23 protein-coding genes are annotated in these 26,529 nt (G+C 28.1%); 19 read left to right on the top strand and 4 right to left on the bottom strand.

Annotated features, from left to right (window positions below; genetic code table 11):
• Nucleotides 1-32: 32 nt before the first annotated feature.
• The 4 genes from ACQPUY_RS01745 (at nucleotide 33) to ACQPUY_RS01730 (ending at nucleotide 4,635) form a co-directional block, all read left to right on the top strand.
• Complete coding sequence (locus ACQPUY_RS01745) at nucleotides 33-800, top strand: ABC transporter ATP-binding protein (RefSeq protein ID WP_430839174.1); 768 nt, start codon at nucleotides 33-35, stop codon at nucleotides 798-800.
• Nucleotides 793-1,581, top strand: a complete 789-nt coding sequence (locus ACQPUY_RS01740) for an ABC transporter permease (RefSeq protein ID WP_430839172.1) — start codon at nucleotides 793-795, stop codon at nucleotides 1,579-1,581. The genes ACQPUY_RS01745 and ACQPUY_RS01740 overlap by 8 nt, the downstream gene beginning before the upstream one ends.
• Nucleotides 1,582-1,736: 155 nt before the next feature.
• Nucleotides 1,737-3,581, top strand: a complete 1,845-nt coding sequence (locus tag ACQPUY_RS01735; protein WP_430839171.1) for a tetratricopeptide repeat protein — start codon at nucleotides 1,737-1,739, stop codon at nucleotides 3,579-3,581.
• A gap of 163 nt (nucleotides 3,582-3,744) precedes the next feature.
• Complete coding sequence (locus ACQPUY_RS01730; protein ID WP_430839170.1) at nucleotides 3,745-4,635, top strand: undecaprenyl-diphosphate phosphatase; 891 nt, start codon at nucleotides 3,745-3,747, stop codon at nucleotides 4,633-4,635.
• Between the two features lie 23 nt (nucleotides 4,636-4,658).
• Here ACQPUY_RS01730 and ACQPUY_RS01725 read toward each other — a convergent pair whose 3' ends face one another.
• Nucleotides 4,659-5,591 carry a hypothetical protein gene (locus tag ACQPUY_RS01725; protein ID WP_430839169.1) on the bottom strand — a complete coding sequence of 311 codons (933 nt, stop codon included), beginning with the start codon at nucleotides 5,589-5,591 and terminating at the stop codon, nucleotides 4,659-4,661.
• A gap of 310 nt (nucleotides 5,592-5,901) precedes the next feature.
• On the opposite strand from ACQPUY_RS01725, the gene ACQPUY_RS01720 reads away from it, so the two are divergent.
• From ACQPUY_RS01720 to ACQPUY_RS01675, 10 genes are all read left to right on the top strand, one after another.
• Complete coding sequence (locus ACQPUY_RS01720; protein ID WP_430839168.1) at nucleotides 5,902-7,002, top strand: 6-phosphofructokinase; 1,101 nt, start codon at nucleotides 5,902-5,904, stop codon at nucleotides 7,000-7,002.
• 132 nt (nucleotides 7,003-7,134) lie between these two features.
• Nucleotides 7,135-7,914, top strand: a complete 780-nt coding sequence (locus ACQPUY_RS01715; protein ID WP_430839167.1) for a serine hydrolase — start codon at nucleotides 7,135-7,137, stop codon at nucleotides 7,912-7,914.
• 182 nt (nucleotides 7,915-8,096) lie between these two features.
• A complete protein-coding gene (locus ACQPUY_RS01710; protein WP_430839165.1) occupies nucleotides 8,097-9,089 on the top strand; it encodes a LysM peptidoglycan-binding domain-containing protein in 993 nt (330 codons plus the stop codon).
• Between the two features lie 254 nt (nucleotides 9,090-9,343).
• Nucleotides 9,344-10,264, top strand: coding sequence for an aspartate carbamoyltransferase (gene pyrB / locus ACQPUY_RS01705; protein WP_430839164.1), 921 nt, complete (start codon nucleotides 9,344-9,346; stop codon nucleotides 10,262-10,264).
• Complete coding sequence (locus ACQPUY_RS01700; RefSeq protein WP_430839162.1) at nucleotides 10,265-10,696, top strand: aspartate carbamoyltransferase regulatory subunit; 432 nt, start codon at nucleotides 10,265-10,267, stop codon at nucleotides 10,694-10,696.
• Between the two features lie 17 nt (nucleotides 10,697-10,713).
• Complete coding sequence (locus ACQPUY_RS01695; RefSeq protein WP_430839161.1) at nucleotides 10,714-11,910, top strand: dihydroorotase; 1,197 nt, start codon at nucleotides 10,714-10,716, stop codon at nucleotides 11,908-11,910.
• A gap of 9 nt (nucleotides 11,911-11,919) precedes the next feature.
• A complete protein-coding gene (pyrF, locus tag ACQPUY_RS01690; RefSeq protein ID WP_430839159.1) occupies nucleotides 11,920-12,795 on the top strand; it encodes an orotidine-5'-phosphate decarboxylase in 876 nt (291 codons plus the stop codon).
• An 11-nt stretch (nucleotides 12,796-12,806) separates the two neighbouring features.
• Nucleotides 12,807-13,550: a dihydroorotate dehydrogenase electron transfer subunit gene (locus ACQPUY_RS01685; protein ID WP_430839158.1), complete on the top strand. Its 744-nt coding sequence runs from the start codon at nucleotides 12,807-12,809 to the stop codon at nucleotides 13,548-13,550.
• 20 nt (nucleotides 13,551-13,570) lie between these two features.
• Nucleotides 13,571-14,467 (top strand): dihydroorotate dehydrogenase, encoded by an 897-nt coding sequence (locus tag ACQPUY_RS01680; RefSeq protein ID WP_430839157.1) that lies wholly within the window; start codon nucleotides 13,571-13,573, stop codon nucleotides 14,465-14,467.
• A 191-nt stretch (nucleotides 14,468-14,658) separates the two neighbouring features.
• Nucleotides 14,659-15,501, top strand: a complete 843-nt coding sequence (locus tag ACQPUY_RS01675; protein ID WP_430839156.1) for a hypothetical protein — start codon at nucleotides 14,659-14,661, stop codon at nucleotides 15,499-15,501.
• A 69-nt stretch (nucleotides 15,502-15,570) separates the two neighbouring features.
• Here ACQPUY_RS01675 and ACQPUY_RS01670 read toward each other — a convergent pair whose 3' ends face one another.
• Both ACQPUY_RS01670 and ACQPUY_RS01665 read right to left on the bottom strand, forming a co-directional pair.
• Nucleotides 15,571-16,971 (bottom strand): alanine/glycine:cation symporter family protein, encoded by a 1,401-nt coding sequence (locus tag ACQPUY_RS01670; protein WP_430839155.1) that lies wholly within the window; start codon nucleotides 16,969-16,971, stop codon nucleotides 15,571-15,573.
• Nucleotides 16,972-17,311: 340 nt separating this feature from the next.
• The gene (locus ACQPUY_RS01665; protein WP_430839154.1) at nucleotides 17,312-19,960 is read right to left on the bottom strand and encodes a transglycosylase domain-containing protein; all 2,649 of its coding nucleotides are present in this window, start codon (nucleotides 19,958-19,960) and stop codon (nucleotides 17,312-17,314) included.
• A 107-nt stretch (nucleotides 19,961-20,067) separates the two neighbouring features.
• Here ACQPUY_RS01665 and yunB point away from each other — a divergent pair, with 107 nt between their 5' ends.
• Entirely contained in the window at nucleotides 20,068-20,724 is a 657-nt protein-coding gene (gene yunB / locus ACQPUY_RS01660) for a sporulation protein YunB (protein WP_430839153.1), read from the top strand.
• Nucleotides 20,725-20,843: 119 nt separating this feature from the next.
• Here yunB and hpt read toward each other — a convergent pair whose 3' ends face one another.
• Nucleotides 20,844-21,371 (bottom strand): hypoxanthine phosphoribosyltransferase, encoded by a 528-nt coding sequence (gene hpt, locus ACQPUY_RS01655; RefSeq protein WP_430839152.1) that lies wholly within the window; start codon nucleotides 21,369-21,371, stop codon nucleotides 20,844-20,846.
• A gap of 230 nt (nucleotides 21,372-21,601) precedes the next feature.
• Between hpt and hflX the strand changes: the two genes are divergently transcribed.
• The 4 genes from hflX (at nucleotide 21,602) to ACQPUY_RS01635 (ending at nucleotide 26,480) form a co-directional block, all read left to right on the top strand.
• The gene (gene hflX, locus ACQPUY_RS01650; protein WP_430839151.1) at nucleotides 21,602-23,398 is read left to right on the top strand and encodes a GTPase HflX; all 1,797 of its coding nucleotides are present in this window, start codon (nucleotides 21,602-21,604) and stop codon (nucleotides 23,396-23,398) included.
• A gap of 116 nt (nucleotides 23,399-23,514) precedes the next feature.
• Nucleotides 23,515-24,414, top strand: coding sequence for a nucleotidyltransferase domain-containing protein (locus tag ACQPUY_RS01645; RefSeq protein WP_430839150.1), 900 nt, complete (start codon nucleotides 23,515-23,517; stop codon nucleotides 24,412-24,414).
• An 18-nt stretch (nucleotides 24,415-24,432) separates the two neighbouring features.
• A complete protein-coding gene (locus ACQPUY_RS01640; RefSeq protein ID WP_430839149.1) occupies nucleotides 24,433-25,836 on the top strand; it encodes a PLP-dependent aminotransferase family protein in 1,404 nt (467 codons plus the stop codon).
• Nucleotides 25,833-26,480, top strand: a complete 648-nt coding sequence (locus tag ACQPUY_RS01635) for a YigZ family protein (RefSeq protein ID WP_430839148.1) — start codon at nucleotides 25,833-25,835, stop codon at nucleotides 26,478-26,480. The genes ACQPUY_RS01640 and ACQPUY_RS01635 overlap by 4 nt, the downstream gene beginning before the upstream one ends.
• Nucleotides 26,481-26,529: the final 49 nt, after the last annotated feature.

Here is a 26,529-nt window from a genome sequence, read left to right as displayed (position 1 = left end):
TATTTTTACATAATTAGAAGGGAGGAAAGACGATGAGTTTAATAAATATTTCTAATATAAGCTTAACCTATCATTCTTTAAAGGGAGAAACACCAGCGATAGACAATTTGAATTTTTCAATAGAAAAAGGAGAGTTCATAAGTATAATTGGACCATCTGGTTGTGGAAAGTCAACTTTATTAAATATAATTAGTGGCTTATTAAAGCCATCAGATGGAAAGATTATTTATAATGATAAAGATATTAAAAATAGATTAGATAAAATGGGATACATGTTTCAAAAAGATTATTTATTTGAATGGCTTTCGGTTAGAAGTAATGTTATGCTTGGACTAAAGATAAAGGGATTAGATACAGAAGAAAATATTAAAAGAGCAGATAAACTATTAGAAAATTATCAATTAGATAGATTTAAAAATCATAAGCCTTCAGAGTTATCTGGTGGAATGAAACAAAGAGTTGCATTAATAAGAACACTTGCTTTAAATCCTGATGTACTACTTTTAGATGAGCCATTTTCTGCTTTAGATTATCAAACTAGATTAAAAGTATGTGATGATGTTAAAGGAATAATTAAAAAAGAAGGTAAGACGGCCATAATGGTTACACATGATTTAGGAGAAGCAATAACAACGTCGGATAGAATAATAGTTCTTACTAAAAGACCAGCAAAATTGAAATTAGATGTAAAAATTAATTTTAAAAATAAAGAAGCGACTCCTTTTCAAAGGCGAAAAGAGCCTGAGTTTAATGAATATTTTAATTTATTATGGAAGGAGCTTGACACAGTAAATGAGTAAGGAACATTTAGAATATATAAAAAAGATAAAATCAGAGATTTTAAAGATTACTATATTTAGAGTTGCTATATTAGTTGTATTTATAGCATTGTGGCAAATATTAGCACAATTAAAGATATTGGATACATTCTTGACTTCTAGTCCTATTAGAATAGTAGAATCATTAATTTCTTTTATCAAAGAGGGAACGTTATTTTCACATATATTAATAACCTGCTACGAAACAATATTAGGATTTACATTAGGAACAATATTAGGAGCAATAATTGCAGTTATATTATGGGCTTTTCCGTTTGTATCAAAGGTATTAGATCCATATTTAGTAGTATTAAATGCATTACCTAAAGTAGCATTAGCACCTATAGTTATATTTTGGGTAGGAAATGGTATTACAGCAATTATAGTTATAGCACTGCTTATATCTATAGTAACAACTATTATAACGGTTTTAACTGGATTTAAAGAAGTTGATAAGGGAAAGTTAAAGCTTATGGAAACTTTACAGGCAAGTAAATTTCAAACCTTAAGATATCTAGTTTTTCCAGCGAATATTCAAGTTATTATTTCAGCATTAAAAATCAATGTTGGATTATCATGGGTTGGAGTAATTATGGGAGAATTCTTAGTTGCAAGAAAGGGATTGGGATTTTTAATAGTTTATGGGGGACAAATATCTCAATTAGATATGGTTATGATGAGTATAGTAATACTTTCTATTATAGCATTTATAATGTACAAAATAGTAGCAAAGCTGGAAGATAAATTGAAGAGTATAAATTAAATATGGTAATAAAAAGCTAGTATTATTAAAAGTAGTATTAGCTTTTTAAATTTTTATTAATATAATAGTAATAAAATATTAATTGTAAAAATTATAAATTTTTGATAGAATCAATATGTATAAAATCATATGGATAAAGTAATTTGGAGGGAAATATGAAAGAAGTAAAAAAGCTTTTTTCTAAGTTCGATAAAAGTGTAAAATTGTTTATCAATAAAGTTAAAAGTGCATGTAAACCAGTTCATAGGACGTTGAATAATATTTGCAAAAAAATAAGCAATAAATATAGACAGGTAAATTCAAAGAATAAATATGTAGAACCAATAATAGTAATAGGTACTTCCTGTTTATTTGTTCTAATGATGATTTTGGGAATTAAGAATTTTACAACAGTAGAAGAAATAAGTATTACTAGTAACCAAGCAGAATATTTATATTATGAAAACAAATATGATGAAGCTATTGAGGAATATAAAAAAATGCAAGATGAAGATAATTGGCCTATATGGACAGTTAAGATTGCAGATATATACTCTTTAAAGGGTGAAACTGATAAATCAAGTACATTATTAAAAGAAGTTATAGTAAAAAGAGATAAAATTGTAAATGATGAAGGCTATGATAAGAATAAGGAGAGGGATTTAGAGTTAATTAATTCAATGTTATTTACTTTTACATTAAACAAGCAATACGATGAAGCTATTTCCTTTGGAGAGCAATATATGAATGAGTATGGAGAAAATAAGGATATGCTTAAAACTTTATTCTTAGCATATGTTGCAAATAACCATATATATAAAGCAGAAGAAGTTTCAGAAAATTATCCGTTAGATGAAGAGTCGGCATATGATATTTCAGAACTAGCTAGTATGAATATGATGGTTAATAGATGGGATAAAGGAATAGAATTGTTAAAGGATGCATGGTCATTAGATAAAAATGAATTGAAAATATATAGTGTATTAGAAAGTATGTATTTATTTAATAAAGATTCTTTAATTAACACACTAGAAGATAAGTTAAAAGAATCTAATGAGGATGCTTATAAAGTATTTTTAGCTAAAACATATTCAATGAGTAAAGATACTTCAGATAAAGGATTAGATATAATCAATGAATTAGATGATGAAGGAATAGATAATATAGGAACAGATTTAATTAAGTATGAAATTAATAAGAATTTAAATAATGTAGATGAAGCAAGTGATTACCTAAATGGAGCTATAAGCAAATCTGAGGCTATAAACAAAGAGTCGTACACTACATATTATTTATTATCTCTTAGATCTATAAATAATTCTAAATATGATGAAGCATTAATTTATGCTAAAAAAAGTATTAATGCAAGCAGTAATAATGCTGACAGTTATGGGGTTTTAATACCACAGATATTAATTAGTAAGCAAGAATTTAATTCTGTGGAATCTTATTATAGAACTGCATTACAAAAAGAACCATATAATTATGAGTTAATAATGAACTTGGCTGATTATTATGCAAATATAGTTTCTAATGATACTAAAGCAAGATATTATTATGAACTTGCTTTAGATATAAGAAAAGATGACAGCAGTTTATATTTAAAAATATTTGATTTAGATATAAAAGAGGTAAAAACTGATGAAGCAATAGCAAAACTAGAGGAAGCTATTAAGTTAGATGAAGAAAACCCAGTTTATTATAGAACTTTAGGAGCTTTATATCTAGAACAAGGTATTAATGAAGAAGGAATAGAGCTTACACGTAAAGCTTATTCAATGAATGAAAAAGATTCAATTACATTAAATAATGCAGGTTGGTATTATCTAATGGTGGAGAATGATATTGCAAGAGGTTATGAAAATATTAAAGGTGCTTATGATGATATATCAGCATCTTTAGATGAGGATAGTAAAAAGATAATAATAGATAATTACAATAATGCAAAAAAAGTTTACCAAGAATTCTTAAGTAATGATTCTCAAGAATTTGATCTTAGTGGAATTAAATTAATATATTAAAAGTGCTATTTAGCACTTTTTTTATATATAATAAACTTTATAAAGACCTAGTAAAAAAATATAAAATAATAAAATTTTAATATTTTAAGTAATAGACAGTATTTGTTTATAAAGGTATAATAAACTTTGTTGTAAGAGATGAAGTGATAAGGGAGGAAAAGTAATGGGTTTAGATTTTATCTATATACTTAAAGCTATAGTAATAGCTATAGTTGAAGGTCTTACAGAATTTGTACCGGTATCATCAACAGGTCATATGATATTAGTTGGAAGTTTAATTGGATTTAGGTCTGGATCAGCTGGAGCAGCAGAGTTTGCTTCAATGTTTGAAGTTGTAATTCAACTTGGAGCTATATTAGCTGTAGTAGTATTATATTGGAATAAGCTTTGGGGAGCTGTGGTAGATTTCTTTACTTTTATATTTTCAGGAGGAAAAAAAGGAGAATCAGGCTTTAAATTTGGAATTAATGTAATAATTGCTTCTATTCCAGCTTTAATAGTAGGACTAACTTTATATGATAATATAAAAGGATTATTTAAGCCTTCAGCAGTAGTTGTTGGATTTATAGTTGGTGGTATATTATTACTAGTTATAGAAAATAGATTTAGAAATAGAGTGTCAAAGATAGGAAAAACTCCAACAACAGACGTATTTGATATTACGCCAGTTCAAGCTATAAAGGTTGGATTATTCCAAGTTCTATCTATGTGGCCAGGAATGTCAAGAAGTGCTTCAACAATCATGGGTGGATGGATTGCAGGACTTTCAACACCAGTAGCAGCAGAATTTTCATTTTTCTTAGCAGTTCCAGCTATGGTTGGATCTTCTGCAATGGATTTAATTAACTTTGACTACTCAATAATGAACTCTACTTATATAGTAGCATTAATAGTTGGATTCTTAGTTGCTTTTATAGTGTCAATAGTTGTTATGGATATGTTTGTAAGCTACTTAAAGAAGAAGCCTATGAGAATATTTGCTATATATAGAATAATTGCAGGTATAGTATTATTAGGATTATCTGTTGCTGGAATAGTAACATTAACTATATAAATAATAGGGCATATAAAGCCCTATTATTTTTTTAATTCTTCCTCTAATTTCAATTTTAAACTATCTAATTCTCTTGAATATGCTTTAGATTTATTAGTTAAATTACTTTGAATATTTATAACTTTATTTTTTAAGTTTATTGTTGAGTCTAAGGCAGAATTGATCTTTCCTTGGATGAAATAATCTGTAAAGAAATTATCAAAGAAATAGTCCATCACACTTGATAATCCATCTAACTGTAATGATATGTTTATCTCTTCACTTAAGTCATCTAATTCAGTATTATATTTTTTTAACATTACTTTAATTGAATTAATAGATTTAGAAGCATCATCCATTTTAGATCTTTTAGCCATAGTTGCTAATAAGTCTCCTCCCATAATATCGTAAATTCCCCAATTATGAGCACTATTTAAATGTGAAATAGAATTATTTATACATGGAAGAAGTCTATCTCCCTCAAATAAGGCCTCTCTTATTTCTTTTTGTTCTAAAGAAATAAATTTTATTCTGTCTAATATTTCTGAAATCTTTTGACTTTTTTCATTATTTAACTTTAATACATATTCAGCTGAATTGTTTAGTAAATCATCATATTTTAAATCTAAATCTCCTATAGTAGAGATTTCTTTAATTAATTCCTTCTTGTTAGTTATTAACCTATTCAAATAATCTTTTGATTCAATTAATTTTGCTTGTGCTTCAAAAAACTCAAACTTTTCTTTAGATAGTTTTTCATCTATATTACCTTTCATCTTATAATAAATATAAGATAAGCTAAAGTATTCAAGTTTATCCACATCATTTTTTTCTTTAGATAAATTTTTATTAAGGTTATCTAATATTTTTTCAGCCTTATTTATTTCATTTTTTATAGTAGAAAGTTTAGAATTTAATTTTCTTAGTCTATTTCTGTCCTCTTCTATTTTTAGAAATTCTTCATTAAAATTATACATGTTACCCTCCTAAACCGATATTTATAAATGTATTATACAGTAAATAATACTATTTATCAATGATTTTAGTAAAATCTTATAAAGTATTATTAGTTTTTACAATACATTTACTATTAAAAAATCTTGAAAATATAAATAAATTCACTTTTCAGCCTAATATCTTTATGATATTATAAATATGATAAGAAAAACAAAGAAATAAAAACAATTGCACATAAAAAAGAAGAAATATTTTTTTTAATTAAAATTGACAGAAAATTTCAAAAGTATAGTCAATTTGATAGTAACTAAATGGGTAGGGGGAATTTTTATGACACAACAAATTAAAAAAATAGCATTACTAACAGGTGGTGGTGATTGTCCAGGGTTAAATGCAGTAATAAGAGCCGTAACGAGAACAGCTATATTAGATTATGGTATGGAAGTAATAGGCTACAAGTTTGGTTATAGAGGATTATACAACAATGATTTTGTATCTCTAACATTAGACAGCGTTTCAGGAATACTCCATAGAGGAGGGACTATTTTATATAGTTCAAATAAAGATAATTTATTTGATTATTCAATTGAAGAAAATGGTGTTATGGTTAAAAAGGATGTTTCAGATGTAGCGGTAGAAAATCTAAAAAAAGAGGGAGTAGACGTTTTAGTTGTAATTGGAGGCGATGGAACTTTAACTTCTGCAAGAGATTTTGCAAGAAAAGGTGTTAAGGTTATAGGAGTTCCTAAAACAATTGATAATGATTTAGCCTCTACGGATGTTACTTTTGGATTTAATACAGCTATAGATGTAGCTACAGAAGCTTTAGACAGGCTTCATACAACTGCAGAATCACATCATAGAGTTATGATTTGTGAAGTTATGGGCAGAGGAGCAGGATGGATTGCGCTAGAATCAGGTATTGCAGGATCAGCAGATGTTATACTTTTACCTGAAATGCCTTATGATATTAATAAGATTGTTGAAAAAGTTAAAGAGAGGGAAGATTCAGGAAAAAGATTTAGTATAATAGTAGTTGCAGAAGGGGCTAAACCTAAGGATGGAGAGGTTGTTGTTGCTAAGATTGTCGCTGATAGTCCAGATCCTATAAGATTAGGAGGAATAGGTAATAAATTAGCAAATGATTTAGAAAAATTATTACCTGATAAGGAGATTAGATGTACTGTTCTTGGACATATCCAAAGAGGTGGAATAACATCAACATATGATAGAATTCTTTCAACTAGATATGGGGTAGGAGCAGTTGAATTAATAAATCAAGGAAAATTTGGTTATATGGTTTGCTTAAAAGATGGTAAAATCTCAAGTGATAGCTTAGAAAATGTTATTGGTCAAAAATCAAAACTAGTTAATCCAGAAGGAGAACTAGTTCAAATTGCAAAGAAAATAGGAATTTCTTTTGCGGATTAGGGTATTATAAGTGGTGGGGATTTACTTCACCACCTTTTTGTTTAAATAATTACAATGAATACTTCAAAATTTTCTGACAATATGATATAATTGTAATAGGCAAAGAATACGGTAAGAAAGCTGGAGGGTATTATGAAAGAAATAAAGAAATATTTAGAATCAAGAATTGGAACATATGGATTTTTCTTTGAGGATTTAAAGAGTGGTTATATTTATGGGTATAATGAAAACGTTCAGATGATAGCGGCTGGTTGTATGAAATTGCCTATAGCTGTGTCATTAATAAAATCAGTTGAAGATAATAAGATAGACTTTTTAGATAAGATTAAAATAGATGGTAAAGATAAGGTTTATGGGACAGGGATAATTCATGAATTTAATGAAAGAGAGTATACAGTTTTTGAATTATTAGTTGCAATGTTAATTCAAAGTGACAATACAGCTGCAAATAAAATTATTGATATAGTTGGTATGGATAATATCAATAGAGATATTAAAGCTATGGGATTAAAAAATACTGTTTTAAATAGAAAGACTACAGATGAGAGAAACTCTAAAGATGAAGTTGAAAATATGACATCAGCTTATGATCTTGCTCAAGTATGGAAGAATTTATATAATGGAACATTCTTAAATGAAGATAATAGCCAAATGCTAATAGATATACTAATGAGACAACAGATTAAAAACAAATTAGCTCTATATATTCCAGATGACTTAAAATATGAGATTTCTAGTAAAACTGGAGATAAAAATGGAGTCGAGAATGATACTGAATTAATTAGATTACCAAAAGGCAATTTTTCCTTTACAGTATTATCTATGGGGATACCTAATAGTGTATATGGGACTGTAACTCTTGCAAAATGTGGGAAAATGATGTGGGATGAGGTTATGAACAATTGGCATTAAAATAGTAAGTCTTATAGCTCCTAGGATTCTAGGGGTTATTTTTATTTCTAAATTCTATTTAATTTAATTTGAGAGATATTTTTCTAATTCCAATAACATAATTTATTTTAATTAATATAATGAATAGAGAAAGTAACTAAAAAAATACAGATTTATTATTATAAACAAAGGTGGAATTTAGAGTGGAAAATATATATGGAATAGATGTAAGTGTATGGCAGGGCAATTTCAATTTTAGACAAGCTTTATCAGAAGGTGTTAAATTTTCAATATTAAGAGGTGCCTACAATATAAGTAAGGATACTAGGTTCGAGGAATACTATAACAATGCTAAAGCCGTGGGATTAAATGTTGGCGTTTATCAATATAGTATGGCATTATCAGTGCAAGAGGCTTTAGAAGAAGCAAAATTTTTGGGAAAAAATGTTTTGATTAATAAGAAATTTGAACTTCCTATATATTTTGATATAGAGGATAATATTCATAAAAATTCAAGTAAAGAACAAGTTTCTAATATTGCAAAAGTTTGGCTAAATTATTTACAAGATAAAGGCTTTTTTGTTGGAGTTTATTCAAGTAAGTATTTTTTAGAAACTTATTTGAATGATGAAATAAGAAATAACTATTCTATATGGGTTGCTCAATGGGCTGAAAAATGTACCTATCAAGGTCAATATGGAATGTGGCAATTTGGTGGGGAAACGAACTTAATTAGAAGTAATAAAGTTGCCGGAGTAGTCTGTGATCAAAATTATATGCTTGTAGATTATCCAAGTATTATATTAGAAAAAAAGATGAATGGTTATGGAAGTTCAAATAATAATGGAGAAAGTAATTCGAATGAAAATAGCAATTCGATTTCTGTAATAAATTATGTAGTTAAATCAGGAGATACTTTATCAGAAATAGCACAAAATTATGGAACAACTTATCAAGCTATAGCAAAATTAAATGGAATAAGTAACCCTAATTTAATATATACAGGACAAGTTTTAAAAATACAAGTATTAAATAATAACTCTAATTCAGGTACTGTATATTATACTGTAAAATCAGGAGATACATTGTCAGAAATAGCACAAAATTATGGAACAACTTATCAAGAAATAGCAAGATTAAATGGAATAAGTAATCCTAATTTAATATATACAGGACAAGTTTTAAAAATAAAATAGTAAAGATAGAGTGTCCAATAAATTTCTAGGACATTCTTAATATATAAATAGTTTCTTGACAATAGATATTATAAGTGTTATTCTAGTGAAAAGATAACCTTTAACTTAATCCAGAGAGATTGATAAGGGAGATAAGAAGTAATTTAAATTCTTAGGTTTATTATATCTTCCTTTTACATAAGGAAGTTTTTTTTATGTATAAAAACAGTAAAACCTTTAAATTTAACACAGAGATGTTAACAAGGAGTGATAATATGAAAAACAAACATTTAATTGATCCAATGGATTTTTCTAAAGAAGAATTAGAAGAAATATTTAATTTAGCACGTCAAATTATATCAAATCCAAAAGAATACTCACATGTATGTGATGGAAAGATATTAGCTACACTTTTTTATGAACCAAGTACTAGAACAAGATTTAGTTTTGAAGCTGCTATGATGAGACTTGGAGGTAAAATATTAGGTTTTTCAGAACCCAATTCAAGTTCAACAGCAAAAGGTGAAACTTTAGCAGACACTATTACTATGGTATCTATCTATTCAGATATAATAGCAATGAGGCATCATATGGAGGGATCAGCAAGACTTGCTAGTATGTACTCACAAGTTCCAGTAATTAATGCAGGAGATGGTGGACATCAGCATCCAACTCAAACTCTAACGGATCTACTAACTATTAATTCTTTAAAAGATGGTTTATATAATCATACAATCGGAATATGCGGTGATTTAAAAAATGGAAGAACAGTTCATTCATTAATAAAAGCAATGTCTAGATATGAGGGAACTAAGTTTGTACTAATATCACCTAAGGAATTATCTATACCAGATTATATCAGAGATGAAATATTACTTAAAAATAACATAGAATTCAAGGAAGTTGAGAAATTAGAAGAAATAATTAATGAACTAGATATTCTTTATATGACAAGAATTCAAAAAGAAAGATTCTTTAATGAAGAAGAGTATTTAAGGCTTAAAGATAGTTATATACTAGATGTAGAAAAGATGAATTTAGCAAAAGATGATATGATTGTACTTCATCCACTACCAAGAGTAAATGAAATAGCAATTGAAGTAGATAAAGATAGCAGAGCGTGTTACTTTAAGCAGGCCGAATTTGGCATGTATGTAAGAATGGCATTAATTGCAAAACTTTTGGGGGTGCTATAGATGTTAGAAATAACTAGTATAAAAGATGGATTAGTAATAGATCATATAAAAGCTGGAATGGGAGTAAAAATATTTAATTATTTGAAATTAGATAAGGTTAATAGTCAAGTTGCATTAATTATGAATGTAAAAAGTAAGAAGATTGGTAAAAAAGATATTATTAAAATAGAAAATTCTTCAGAGATTAACTACACTATATTAAGTTTGCTATCACCACATCTAACTATTAATGAAGTTAAAGATGGAGAAATATGTAGAAAGTTAATACCGGAATTACCAGAAAAGGTAGTAGATGTATTAAGGTGTAATAATCCTAGATGTATAACTACTGTAGAAAATTATGTTCCACATACATTTAGTTTAATTAATAAAGATAGAGGAACTTATAAATGCGATTATTGTGATAATATAACAAAGTTATCTGATTTATAAGGATAAGAGGTGTAATTATGGATTTGATAATAAAAAATGCTAGAATAGTTGATTGTTCACAGGATTTTATTGGAGATATTTATATAGAAAAAGGAATAATAAAAGAAGTAGGATTAAGTATTAATATAGATAATATAGAAACTATTGATGCAAAAGGGCTTTTAGTAATGCCTTCTTTTATAGATACACATGCTCATTTTAGAGAACCTGGATTAACTTATAAAGAAGATATAGAAACAGGTTCTAGGGCCGCTTTAAGAGGTGGATATACGGGGGTTTGTTTAATGGCAAACACTCAACCGATATGCTCAAGTAAAGAAGTTTTAGGAAGAGTGAGAAATAGAGAAAAAGAATTAGGATTAGTAGACTTACATCAATGTGTTTCTGTTACTAAGGGATTTAATGGAAAAGATTTAAGTCATCTAGATGATTTTATAGAGGATGAAAGGCTTAAAGCAATTTCAGATGATGGTGTTGGAGTTATGGATTCTGAAATAATGTATAAGGCAATGCTTAAAGCAAAAGAGCATGGATGGATAATAATGTCCCACGCAGAAGATAAAGGCTTTTCAGATATAGATATGAAGATAGCTGAAAATATAATGACATTAAGAGATATATACTTAGCAAAAGAAACAGGGGCTAGACTTCATATGTGCCATGTTAGCACAAAAGAAGCCATTAAATATATTAGGGATGCAAAGAAGTGCTTTAGCAATATAACTTGTGAGGTTACTCCTCATCATATATGTCTAACTAAGGAAGTAAATAATTATAGGGTAAATCCTCCTATAAGGGAAAAAGAAGATGTAAATGAGGTAGTAAAGGCAATTAAAGATGGAGTAGTTGATTGTATAGGTACAGATCATGCTCCGCATACAAAGGAAGACAAAGAAAAGGGCTCACCTGGAATGGTTGGATTAGAAACTGCTTTTCCAATATGTTATACAACCTTAGTTAAATCAGGAGAAATAAGCTTAAATAAATTAAGTGAAATAATGTCTAGAAATGGTGCTAAGATTTTAGGAATGAATAAAGGAAGAATTAGCCCAGGATTAGATGGAGATTTAGTATTGCTAGATTTAGAGAAAAAAGTAGTGGTTGATTCAAAAGAATTTCATTCAAAGGCTAAAAACACACCTTTTGAAGGAAAGGAATTTTATGGTGAAGTTCAAATGACAATAAAATCTGGTAGAGTACTTTATAAAAATTAGGAGGATAATATGAAAAGTTTTATAATAGATAAGTTATACAATAGAGTAAAGGAAAGAGGCGTGGTATGTGTTGGCTTAGATACAGCAATTGAATATATACCAAGTCATCTTTTGGAAGGAAGAAGTGAAGTAGAGGCTTTAGTTGAATTCAATAAGCAAATAATAGATGCCACTATAGATATAGTAGCTTGTTTCAAGGTACAAATAGCTTATTATGAAGCTTTAGGATTAAGAGGACTTATAGCATATAAGGAAACATTGGATTATTTAAGAGAAAAAGATGCAATTATAATTGCAGATATAAAAAGAGGGGATATAGCAGCAACAGCTAAACAATATGCAAAGGCTCACTTTGAAGGAGATTTTGAAGCCGATTTTATAACATTAAGTCCTTATATGGGAATGGATAGTATAGAGCCATATATGCCGTATATGGAAAAAGGAAATAAGGGAGTTTTTTCACTAGTTAGAACTTCTAATCCAGGAGCAGAAGATATAGAAATGCTTAAAACTGTAGATGGAAGAGATATTTATAAGGTAGTTGGTGATAAAATTACTGAGATGGGTAGTAAAGTATCTGGAGATTGTGGATATTCAAGCATAGGTGGAGTAATAGGGTGTACTCATGTTGAAGAAGGGATAGAAATAAGAAAAAGATTTAAAAATATGTTCTTTTTAATACCTGGATATGGAGCACAAGGTGGAAAAGCAGAGGATGTAGCATTATATTTAAACGATGGAAATGGAGGAGTTGTTAATTCCTCAAGAGCTATACTTTTAGCTTATAAAAAGCAAGAAGGAAGAGAAAAAGAATTTGCATTGTGTGCAAGAGAAGAAGCTATTAGAATGAGAGATGAAATAAGAGCTGCAGTAGAGAGTCTATAGGAGGAAAACTAATGAAGATGGCTTATACTAAATCAAAAGTTATATCAAATGAAAAGATAGTTCATGGAATATATAAAATGGTTGTAGAGGACAATAATGAAGTAAGAGCAGGACAATTTTACATGTTAAAGTTAAATGGACAAACTTTACTTCCAAGACCAATAAGTGTATGTGAAAAAAATGAAGGAACTATAACTTTCTTATATGCAGTAGTAGGAAATGGTACTAAAGAATATGTAGACCTTAAAAAAGGAGATTACATAAATCTTACTGGACCATTAGGAAATGGCTTTAATGTATATGAAGAGCTTGGAAAAGTTGCATTAGTTTCAGGAGGAATTGGTACTGCACCAATGCTTGAGGTAGCTAAAAAACTAAGAGAAAACAATAATTCTTCAAAAATAGATTTATATGCAGGATTTAGGGACGATATTTATCTAATAGATGAAATAAAGGAATATACTGATAATACATATGTAAGCACTAATACTGGAAAGCATGGTCATAAGGGATTTGTAACTGATATTATTAAAGTTGAAGAATATGATACTGTACTTTGCTGTGGCCCAGAAATAATGATGAAAAAAGTTATAGATATGTGTAAGGAGGATAATGTTAAAATATATGTATCTATGGAAAAACATATGGCTTGTGGAGTAGGTGCTTGTTTAGTATGTACTTGTAAAACAAAAGACGGGCATAAGAGAACTTGCAAAGATGGACCAGTTTTTGATGGAAATTATGTTGAGCTTTAAAATCAAGGGAGGAAATTATAATGTTAAAGGTAAATATAAATGGAGTAGAATTTAAAAATCCAGTAATAGCTGCCTCAGGAACCTTTGGATTTGGAGCAGAATATAACAATTTTTACGATGTGGGAATATTAGGTGGAATATCTTCAAAAGGATTAACATTAATGCAAAAAGAAGGAAATGAAGGAATTAGAGTATATGAAACTCCATCAGGTATGATGAATTCGGTTGGACTTCAAAATCCAGGAATAGATAGATTTATTTCTGAAGAGCTTCCAAGAATGAAAACATTAGGAACTAATATTATTGCAAATGTTGGTGGCGGATGTATGGAAGATTATGAAGAAGCCATAGAAAAATTAAGAGGAACTGATATTGACATGATAGAGCTTAATATATCATGTCCTAATGTTAAATCAGGGGGAATGGCTTTTGGAATAAAATCGGATGTAGCATATGATGTAGTTTCTAAAATAAAGAATATTGTTGATAAGCCACTAATGGTTAAACTTTCTCCTAATGCAGAAGATATAGTAAGAATGGCGGTTAGCTGTGAAGAAGCAGGAGCTGATTCAATATCACTAATAAATACATTAAAGGGATTTGCAATAGATCCATATAAAAGAAAACCTATATTTAATAATACATATGCAGGGCTTTCGGGACCAGCTGTAAAGCCGATAGCACTTAGAATGGTTCATGAAGTATCAAAGGCTGTAAATATACCTGTAATAGGTCTTGGAGGGATTTCTAATGGACAAGATGCAATAGAATTTATGATGGCAGGAGCATCTGCAGTTCAAATAGGAACTATTAATTTTGTTAACCCTATGGCTGGTAAGGAAATTATAGATGAAATGGAAGTTTTCTGTAAAGAGCAAGGTGTTAAAGATATAAATGAAATAGTCGGATGCATATAAATGAATAATTAATAATTTTACATTAAAGGCTATCTTGGATGGCCTTTTTTCTTTTCTTAAGAAAATTTTAAGAAATAGCTTTATATTGTTTGTTAAATAAGTTAAAATATATAATGAACAATAATATAATAAAAATCATTGTATAAATAAAATTTTTTAGTTTTATTAATATAGTAGGTAAGGAGGATACAATGAGGATTAAAAAAGCAAGTATGGTTTTTAGTGTAGTTATTATAGTATTGTTATTACTTATAGGATTTATAGTGAATAATATACTAAAAAGAGGTACAAAAGAAGTTAAAGTCGCGAAGGATTTTATAGAGGAGCTTTATGATAGTGGCATAATAGAAAATAGTTATAGTATTAAAAAAGCTGTAATTAAAGAAGAAACTTTAAATAAATTATCAAATAAGAATTCTATAATAAAATATTCTGTTATAATTGGAAAATATGGTGTAGATATAGATAAGAATTTCAATGTGTTAGGCTTTTCTAATAAAAATATTGATGAACATATGGTAAAATCTAATTTAATAAGTGAAGAGGATGCTATTTATTTGGCCAAGTCATACTTATCAAAGATAACTAAGGATGAATTTGAATTTAAAGAAGTTAAAAAGGAAGATAATATAGAAAGCTCATTTTATAATATTATTTTTTATAAATATAGAAATGGTTATCCATATTATAAACAAGAAATAAAAACTGTAATAAATAAATTTACAGGTAAATTAGAGGGATATACAAATTATCCAATAGAAAATATTAAGTATAGTGAAGAAATTAATATTGATGAAAAAGAGGCAATTAAGATTTTAAAGGATAACTTTGAAGGCTTAAAGTTAGAAGTAACATCAATGGAGGATCCATTACTATCTTATATAAATGTTTCAGATAAGGAAATGGTACTAGCTTATATTTTTAATTCAAATTTAAAAGATAAAGATGGAAAAGAAGAAAGTTGTACTTCTTCAGTAAGAGCAGATACAGGGGAAGTAGTAAACTACAATTTAGAGTCTGTAGCAAAAAAATAAATAAGAAGAGCTGTAATAAATTCGTTTATAAAAATTTATTACAGCTTTTTTATGGTATTAATTAATAATCTATTTCCATTCAGTTAATTCGTCATCTAACTCAGGTATAGATGATGAATTAAATATTGGATCTTTAATTCCAGATCTTTTTTGAATCATATAATCTTCTAAAGCTTTGAAAGCAATTTTACTTAGTAAAACTATAGCGATTAGATTAATTATAGCCATTAGTCCCATAAATACGTCTGCTAAATTCCATACAATATCCATGCTAACTAAAGAACCAAAGAATACCATTAAAGCAACAAAGATTCTGTATAGACCTAAATATATTTTTTTATTGGTTATAAATTGTATATTTGTTTCTCCATAGTAGTAATTACCAATAATTGAACTATAGGCAAATAGTAAGATACATATTGATATAAATATTCCTCCCCAAGAACCAACTTGAGAGTTTATAGCTAATTGAGTAAGTTCAATACCTTTAACTGAGCCGTCTAATGGAACATCAGATAGCAATATAATAAAGGCTGTACAGCTACAGATTATTAATGTATCAGTAAATACTCCAAGAGTTTGTATAAATCCTTGTTTAACAGGATGAGATACTGTTGCAGTAGCTGCTGCATTTGGTGCAGAACCCATACCAGCTTCATTTGAAAATAAACCTCTTTTAATTCCTTGCATTAGTGCAGCACCGATACCTCCACCAACAACTTGATGAATGCCAAAGGCATTTTCAAAAATCGTCTTAAATACGTTAGGTAATGCTGTAATATTTTTAAACACTATAAATAAAGCAACTAATATGTATGCAATAGCCATAATTGGTACTATAACACTGGATACCTTAGCAATCCTATTAACTCCACCAAAAATAATAACTAAGGTTAATATTGTTATAATAGCACCTATTATTGTCTTGTTAAAGCCAAATGAACTATTCATTGAAAGTGCAATTGTATTTGCTTGAACAGAATTAAAAACTAATCCAAATGCAATTGTAATTAAAATTGCAAATAAAACACCCATCCATCTCTTTTTTAGGCCTTTTTCCATATAATATGCTGGACCACCAATATAGTTGTCGCCATCTTTTTCTTTATATATTTGAGCTAATGTTGATTCAATAAAGCTTGAAGCAGAACCTATTAAAGCTATAAGCCACATCCAGAAAATAGATCCTGGACCACCAATAGAAATAGCAGTAGCAATACCTGCAAGATTTCCAGTTCCAACTCTAGAAGCTGTACTTATGCAAAAAGCTTGGAAAGATGAAACAGAGTTTTTATCTTTATCGCTTGTAGCTCCATCATTTAATAATCTAAACATTTCTTTTATGTTTCTAAATTGAACAAACTTAGTTCTAAAAGTAAAGTAAAGTCCAACTATTATTAGCATTCCAATTAATATATATGTCCATAATAAATCATTAAATGCTAATATTGCATTATTTAAAGAATTCATAGAATAAGTCCCCCTTTTTCATTTGTATTTAAAATTTATTTTACTAAAGATATAATATATTATATCTTGAAATATTGCAAGATTAAAATATGGAAAATTCATAAATGCAATTTAAAGCGGTAATATAATTTATTATTTACATATATATTGAATTTTATTTATAAAAGTTATTCATAATTTTGAAAAAAGTGTATTGGTATAGTTTACTTTATTTAGTCACAATATTTTAATTAAAAATTTAAAGCTAAAGTACAGAAGGTAATAAATAGTTAATAATATAGTAAATTTTTTATACTTTCTTGTATATAAAAAATGAGAGCTTTTCAGCTCTCATTAATATTTATTCATCTTCATCATTTCCTGTTTGATTATTATTAGTAGAATTATTATCTCCAGTATCATTTCCATTGTTATTTGTAGAATCTGATTCTAGTTCTATAACTATAGTATCACCTTTTTTAGCTTTATCTGATGATATACTCTTAATTGTTCTATTTTTAGAGTCGTTATTTTTAATAGTTATATTAACACCTTTAGATTTTAAAATACTAATTGCATCATCTGCATTACCTCCAACTTTAATACCTAAGTCTGATAATTTAAATTCTTCATTTGCAGATGCTTTTGTATCATCTTTTTCAGTTGGAAGGATATATTGATAATCTAAAGTACTTGAATTTGGATTTTGTTTCTTTATAAATACCTTTTCCACTATTAAATTTTCAGGAGTATTTTCAGTAGCCAATTTATTATTGTTCTTATTTACTTTAGCTGTTACGTGAACATCACAAACTCCTGTAGGTTCAGTACCAGATATAAACATTTCAGTATAAACTCTTGATCCCCTTTGATCCTGAGCACAAAGGTCGGTAGCTATTTTTCCTGAATCCTTGCATATTGATACTGTGGTTACTCCTCCTGGGTTTCCATCAAATTCCTTGTATTCTAAGTTTTCATGAATAGGAGCCATTATAGCACCCCATAAAGATGCAGCTGATGAACTATAACTAGCACCACCTATTACTCTATTGTCGTCATATCCTATCCATACTGCACCAGAATAATAAGGGGTTAAACCAGCAAATAAGAAATCTGTAACATCGTTTGTGGTACCTGTCTTACCTATAACAGGCATATTTGGAATTTTTGCTAAGGCACCATCGAAACTTAAAGGCCCTTTAAGTAGATCTCTCATAATATAAGCGGTTTGTGGAGAGAAAACTTGTTCTTGTTTAGCTTTCTTTTCTAATAATACATTTCCATTAGCATCAACAACTTTAGTATAAAGCATAGGTTCTGTATATAAACCATTATTTCCAAAAGCACTATAAGCAGCAGCAAGTATAAATGTATTACCACCATCTGTAGAGCCATCATCATAGGTACCAGTAAATTCACCTAAAGATAGGGTAGATAATGTTTTAGAATTTTCACCATATACAAGCCCTAGTTTTTCACCATAAGCTAGACCGGTTTCTAGACCAAGCTTATCTTCAATAATTATAGTTGGAACATTTTTAGATAAAGCAAGAGATTCTCTTGCAGTAATATATCCATTTGATACTTTGTTCCAGTTAGTTGGAGTCCAACCAGGATATTTACTAGTTATTGAACTTGGAAGGGTAGAATCATCTATAACAGTTCCAGCAGTTATTGTTTTAGTATCAATTGCAGGTCCATATACAGTTAAAGGTTTAGTAGTTGAACCTATAGATCTTAGTGCATAATAAGCTCTATTAGTAGATCTTGCAGGTTGATCACCTCTACCTCCAACTAAGGCCTTTACCTCACCAGTTCTATAATCCATAATTACAGCAGATGCTTGGAGTTCTAAAACACCATTTTCATCAGTAACTTCTGGGTTAGCATATATATCAAGTTGTTGAATGCTACTTCTATCATCTATTACTGCTTGAGTAGAATCCTGTATTGATCTATCCATAGTAGTATAAATTTTTAAACCACCTGTAGAGAATAATCTGTCAACTTCTTCATCAGTATATTTATATGTTTCTTTTAAATCAGATCTTACTTGATCTAATGCAGGGTAAACAAACCATTCATAGTTTATCTTATAAGTTGTAACTGTTTGTGAAAATGCAAATTGATTTCCATCTACAAAAGCATATGCTTCATCATACTCTTCTTGACTGATTTTTCCTAATTCTAACATTTTAGATAAAACTGTTTTAGTTCTATCTAAGTACAGACTAGGATCCTCTATATTATCAGGATTATATGGACTATAAGTTGTAGGAGCTTGAGTTAAACCTGCTAAAAAGGCGGATTCAGGTAAAGTTAAGTCCTTTGCACTTTTATCAAAGTAATATTTAGCAGCAGCTTCAACGCCATAAATTTTTCCACCAAGGGGAATAGTATTTAAATAAGCTTGTAATATTTGATCTTTAGTTAATTGTTTTTCTAAGTTTAGAGAAAGATAAATTTCTCTAATTTTTCTTTCAATTTTTACATCATTAGTCAATAATGTATTTTTTATTAATTGTTGAGTTAAAGTAGAACCGCCTTGTACAGTACCATTTCCTGTAATATAATACACTGCTGATCTAAAGGCAGATCCTAAAGTTCTTTTAATATCTATTCCTTTATGTGTATAAAAACGTTCATCTTCTATAGATATATAGGCATTTTTTAAGTAATCAGACATTTCATCCAGACTAACTTTGTATCTTTCTTCATTAGTAGGAAGATTATCAATATAATCTCCATTACTATCATAAATCATAGAAGGTTCATTTAAACTTAAAACCTTATTAACATCAAGTGGATCTGTACTTTTTATTATTGCAAACACATATCCTAGGCCTACAACAAAACATAGAAGACCAGCTATTAGTATTCCAAGAAATGTACCTTTTAAAATTTTCTTATATTTAGGTTGATTTTTTTTCTTATTCTTTTTGCTACTATTCTTTTTATTCTTAACAGTAGCTTGGCTTTTTTCTGTTCTAGAAGTGTCTTTCTTAGCCATTTGTTCCTCCCTTATAATTTATAATTATTTAATGATGTGAAATAAATAATATAGTATATTATAGCATATTTATATAAAGAGTAAAATAATAACTCTAGAAGGTGCCTATGAAGTATTATACAAAAAGACCTAAAATGCGATTCAAAATTAAACACCCGAAGATTATAATGGTTATTATTGCCATTTTTGTATTGTTTAATTCTATATTGTACATTTTTGATAAAAATATTCTACCTGCAGCGTTAATTATTGGCGAGGAAAAGCTTAGAAGTGAGGCAACAACAATAATTAATGAAACTGCACTAGATATTTATTCTAATCAATTTGATTATTCAGATATAATAATTGTTGAAAAAGATAATGATGGTAATATTACAATGCTAAGAGCAGATACTGTTAAATTAAATTATCTATCCTCAAGATTAATATTAGCATCTAATAAAAAAATTAGTGAATTAGAAGAAGTAGGATTAAATATTCCTCTAGGATATATGACTAAGAATCTAGTTTTCTATAATTTGGGTCCAAAGATTAACATTAAAATGACGCAGGTAGGTAATGTTACAAGCAGTTATGAATCTGTATTTGAAAGTGCGGGAATAAATCAAACTAGACATAAGATTTATTTGAATGTAAATATGAAATTAAAAATAGTAGTTCCATTAAAGAGCAAAGAAGTAGAAATAGTATCACAAATACCAATAGCAGAAACAATTATTGTTGGTAAAATACCGAATACAGCAATAGAGCTAAACAAGCAATGAAGAATAAAAAATGAATAATGAATAATGAAGAATTAATGAAAAAACTCCCGTATGGGAGTTTTAAACTATTTATTAGTAAGTTGAAACAAATTTCATATCTAAGTATGAATTATAAATTTTTAGTTGTTTTCCCAGTTGAATACATAAGGAACATTTCTATAGAAACTTTCATAATCAAGTCCATATCCAACTACAAATAGGTCATCTATTTCAAAGCAGCAATAGTCAGGTGATAAATCAACTTTTCTTCTAGAAGGTTTATCTAATAATGTACAAGTTTTTACTGAGTTAGCTCCACGTTTTTTAACGTAGTTTATAACAAACTCCATTGTGTAACCTGTATCAATTATGTCATCTACTATAAGTACATCCCATCCTTCAATATTATCAGGAATATCATTAACTACTTTAACTTCTCCAGTACTTTCTTCTCCATGACCATAACTTGAAGTAGTCATAAATCCAACTTTTGCTTTACAATCTAGTGCTCTAAATATATCAGCTCCAAAGATAAAACTTCCTCTAAGTAGTGGAAGAACATAAAGTTTTTTATCCTTATAATCTTCAGTTATTTCTTTACCAAGTTCTTTTATTCTTGTTTGAATTTGCTCTTCTGTAAAAAGTATGTTTCTCTTATTCTCATTCATTAGTATAATCCTCCTAAAAGTTTATGTGAAAATAAATGCTTTTTAAAACTAATAATATTATTAGTTTTATATTACATATTATTTAACGTTCTTGCAACTTATTTTTGGTATCAGTTAAATATAAGTAATTAATAAAATTAAAATATATGTTGATGCCTTAGTTTACAATGATTAATTATTAGTATAAAATTATAGGAAAGTTGCTAATAGTATATAAATGAGGTGATATAATGATATTCGGTAATATAGATGGGATAAAAAAATCTTATTTAGAGGAACTCGAAAATATTTATAGAATAAGAGTTTTAAAAGATGAGGTTTGTAGTTCTGAAATTATAAATATAATTTCAAGAATATCATCTGTTATAGAAAGAGAAATAAGCGTTGCTATAGATAGGAGAGGAAAGGTAGTTTCAGTTGCTATTGGTGATTCAACATCAGTAGAAATTGGAATGATAGATATTAGAGAGAAGAGATTATCTGGAGTAAGGGTAATTCATACACATCCAAATGGCTTTTCTAATCTTTCAGCTTTAGACTTGTCTGCTTTATTAAAATTAAAGCTGGATGCTATTGTAGCTGTTGGTGTTTATAATGGAAATATAACAGATTATTCTTTAGGTATGATTACAATAACTAATGATTTATTAGATTATGATGAAAAACTAAATCTTTCTTTAGATGAACTTCTTTCAATTCATATATTAGATAAAATTCAACATATAGAAAGTTTAATAAAGGAAAGGGAAATTATTGAAGATGAAGGCGAAAAGGCCATCTTAGTTGGATCGGATACTAAAGAGAGCTTAGAAGAACTAAGCGAATTAACTAAGGCTTGTGATATACCTGTTTTAGATTTAGTTTATCAAAGCAGAAACAAGGTGGATCCAGCATTTTATATAGGTAAGGGAAAAGTTTTAGAAATAGCATCACTAAGACAAAGTAGACATGCAAATTTAATTATATTTGACGATGAGCTTTCTGGATCTCAAGTGAGAAATTTAGAAGCTGCTTTAGGAGCTAAAGTTATTGATAGAACAACATTAATTCTGGAAATATTTGCTAGAAGAGCAAGGAGTAAAGAATCTAAGATTCAAGTAGAACTTGCTCAACTAAAATACAGAATGAGTAGACTTCAAGGTCTTGGAACAGTGCTTTCAAGAACTGGAGGAGGAATAGGTACTAGAGGTCCTGGAGAAAAGAAATTAGAAACTGATAGAAGACATATAAAAGAAACAATTTATGATTTAAATGACGAACTTAAAAAGATTAAGAAAAATAGAGAAGTACAAAGAGAAAAAAGAAATAAAGAAAGTATACCAAAAGTATCTTTAGTTGGTTATACTAATGCAGGAAAATCAACTCTTAGAAATAAATTATGTGATTTAGCGGCTCAAAAAGAAGTTCAAGGAAAAGAAAAGGTTTTTGAAGCAGATATGCTTTTTGCAACTCTTGATATAACAACAAGATCTATTATTCTTAAAAATAAGGGAGTAGTTACAATAACTGATACAGTTGGTTTTGTTAGAAAACTTCCACATGATTTAGTTGAAGCATTTAAGTCTACTTTAGAAGAAGTTATTTATTCAGACCTTTTATGTCATGTGGTAGACGCATCATCAGATAATGCAATAGATCAAATAAATGCAGTAGAAGAGGTTCTTGAAGAGCTTGGAGCAAGGGATAAAGATACAATTTTAGTATTAAATAAAATAGATAAAGCTGATGAAGAAAAGTTAGAAGAGTTAAGAAAATTATGTGAATCTTATTTAACTATAGAAATTTCAGCAAAGGAAGGCATAAATTTAGATGGACTTTTAGATTTAATTGAAGAAAAACTTCCTTATAAAATGAAAAAGTGTGAATATTTAATACCTTATAATAGAAGTGATATGAATTCGTATCTTCATAGAAATGCTAGGGTTTTAGAAGAGGAGTATAGAGATAACGGAAGCTATATGAAAGTGGAAGTTGATGATGAAACCTATAATAAATCTAAAGAGTTTATTATAAATGTATTAGCTTAAATTTAATATTAATTAAAGTAAAAACTGCAATGAAGGATATACTTTATTGCAGTTTTTATATATATTCTATATAATTATTGTAATAATACAATTCTTGTAAAGTAGGGGGATGAGTAATGGCGAAATCAGTAGTAGATTACCAAAATGCCTATATGGAGATAACTGAGATACTAAAGAAAAACACTAATATTATTTCTATATTTGTATTTGGCAGCATGGTAAGTGGAGACCTATGGGAAGGTTCAAATATAGATTTGTTTGCAGTTTATAATGATGATTTTCATGAAATAAGAGATGTATATTCAGAGGTTCTAGAGATTCCAATACATATAAAATTTATAAGTAAGGATTCCTTTAAAAAATATTATAATGAAGCAGGTAAAAGAGATATAATTAAAAGCTCATTAATGTCTTCTAAGATGATTTATTCTATAGATCATGAGATAACAGATTTATATCAAAAAATTATTTATATGCTGGATTCGGATAAAGGAAGATTGAATTTGGTTTATCTTGGGAATTTCTTCAGGGATATTGGAATATGTAAAAAATATTTGAGTAAAGGAAGTAGATATACTGCTCATGAATTACTTATAAGGGCATTAAATAATTTTTCTATGCTTTATTTAAGTATCAACGGTTATACTGTTAGTAAGGATTCCTTAACTATGGCATGTAATTTAAATGATAGTTTAAATGAGAAGGTTAAAAATCTTTTATACAAAGAAGTAAGTGATGAAAGTATAAAAGAATTATTGAATTATATGGAAAACTACTTAGAATATAATATAGAGAAAGCTTCAAATGAAATAATTGATTTTATAAAAGCCGAGGATAAGCCCTTAAGTGCTCATGAAATTACTATGAATCCATATTTTAAAAATTTTAAAATTAAGGTAGAAGAAATTTTAAAGGTATTAAACAAGAATAACATTATAATTAAGGACAAGAGAGAGTTTAGAGATTCTAAAGGAAGTTTATTAGCAATGGAAAATGTATATAGTTACAAGAATTAGTTGATTTGGGGGCTCTGTATGAAAGAATTATATGATATAACTTTTCAAGAAGAAATTCCTAAATATATTCAAATAGCAGATTATTTAAAAAAATTAATAGATAATAAAAAAATTAAAGATAGTGAAAAACTACCTACTATAAGGGAGTTATCTAAGAATTTGGATGTAAATAAAGTTACTATAGTAAATGCGTATAATAAATTAAAGGCAGATGGATATGCTTATCAAAAAGTTGGATCAGGTACTTATGCAAAAAGAAAAGAAATTACATCTGCATTTAATAGGGAGTATTCTAAGATATTTAAAAGTATCAAATCTGAAGATTTAGAAAGAATAATAGACTTCACAGGAGAAACAAATTCGGAGATTTATTTTCCTATGGAGGATTTTAAAAATGTAATTAATAAAGTTCTAGATAGGGATGGGGCTAATGCCTTATTAATAAAAGAACCACTTGGATATGAGAGCTTAAGAAAAACTATAAATAAATCCTTTTGGAATAATGAAATAGATTTAAATAATATTCTTATAGTATCTGGTGCTCAACAAGGAATAGATATAGCATCAAAGGCAATAGTTAATATTAATGATAATGTAATAGTAGAAAAGCCTACTTATGGAGGTGCTATATCAGTATTTAAATGGAGAAGGGCAAATATTTTTGAAATTGAATTAGAAGAAGATGGTGTTAATTTAGAAGCTTTTGAGGAAATATTAAAGAAAAATAGTATAAGTTGTTTTTATACTATGAGTTATTTTCATAATCCTACGGGTATAAGTTATAGTTTAGAAAAAAAAATGAAGTTATTAGAATTAGCTAATAAATATGATTTTTATATAATAGAAGATGATTATTTATCAGAGCTTATTTATGATAAGAAGATTAATCATGAACCTTTTAAAAGTTTAGATAAGTATGAAAGGGTAATTTATATAAAAAGTTTTTCTAAGGTGTTTTTGCCGGGAATACGGCTTGGATATATGATTACTCCATCATCTTTTAATGAAAGTATTCAAAGTTCTAAAATTAATACAGATATTGCAACATCTAGTCTTATGCAAAGGGCATTAGAGTTATATATTAGTGAGGGATTTTGGAAAAAACATATAGATTATCAGCAAAGGCTTTATGAAGAAAAGTATCAATTGATGAAAAATTTAATTGAGAGTGAGCTTAATGATAAGGTAGAGTATATTGATCCGAAAGGAGGCTTATATTTTTATTTAAAAATAAAAAATGAAAATATTACTTCTAAGGAATTATTTTATAAATTAAAGAAAAAGAATGTATACATTACTCCAGGAATAATATTTTTCAAAGATTCTTTAAGTGAAGATTATCATTTTAGAATTAGTTTCTCACAAGTAAGTAAAGGCAAAATAATAGAAGGAATAGAACTAATAAAGGAGGAACTGCAATGAGTTATGTTACTATAAGAGATTTTGGAGAAGATAGATTTATAGAAAAGAAATCAGAGTTTATAGGATATGCTAAAAGATGTGAAACTGAAGAGGAAGCAAAGGCTTTCGTTTCTGAAATTAAAAATATGCATAAACAAGCAACACACAATTGCTTTGCATATGTTATTGGAGAAAATATGGGAATTCAAAGATATAGTGATGATGGAGAACCACAGGGTACAGCAGGTATACCTATTTTAGAAGTTATGAAAAAAAGTAATATTACTGACTGTGCAGTAGTAGTAACAAGATATTTTGGAGGAATATTACTTGGAGCAGGTGGACTTACAAGAGCGTATACTAAAGGTGCTTCAGTGGCTTTAAAAGCTGCAGGAGTAGTTGAAAAGGTAAGAGGAGTTAAAGTATCTCTTTGTATGGAATATGATATGCTTGGCAAAATTCAATATACTTGTAATGAAAACAATTGGCATATTGAAGATACTGAATATACAGATAAGGTAGTTGTACACTTATTAGCACAATTAGATTTAGCAAATGAAATTGAAAAAAAAGCTATAGAAATATCTAATGGAAAAATAACAATAAATAAAAGTGATGAAGATATTTACTTTAAAGAAGAAAATAGGCTTTACAAGATAATTTAAGGTATTTGTCATAATAAAATAATTGTGATATAATTTCCACTGTATTTAT

The sequence above is a fragment of the Clostridium nigeriense genome, assembly GCF_050585245.1.
GTDB lineage: Bacteria > Bacillota > Clostridia > Clostridiales > Clostridiaceae > Clostridium > Clostridium nigeriense_A.
Note: the sequence above shows the minus strand (reverse complement) of the source record. Positions and strands in the feature narration are given on the sequence as shown.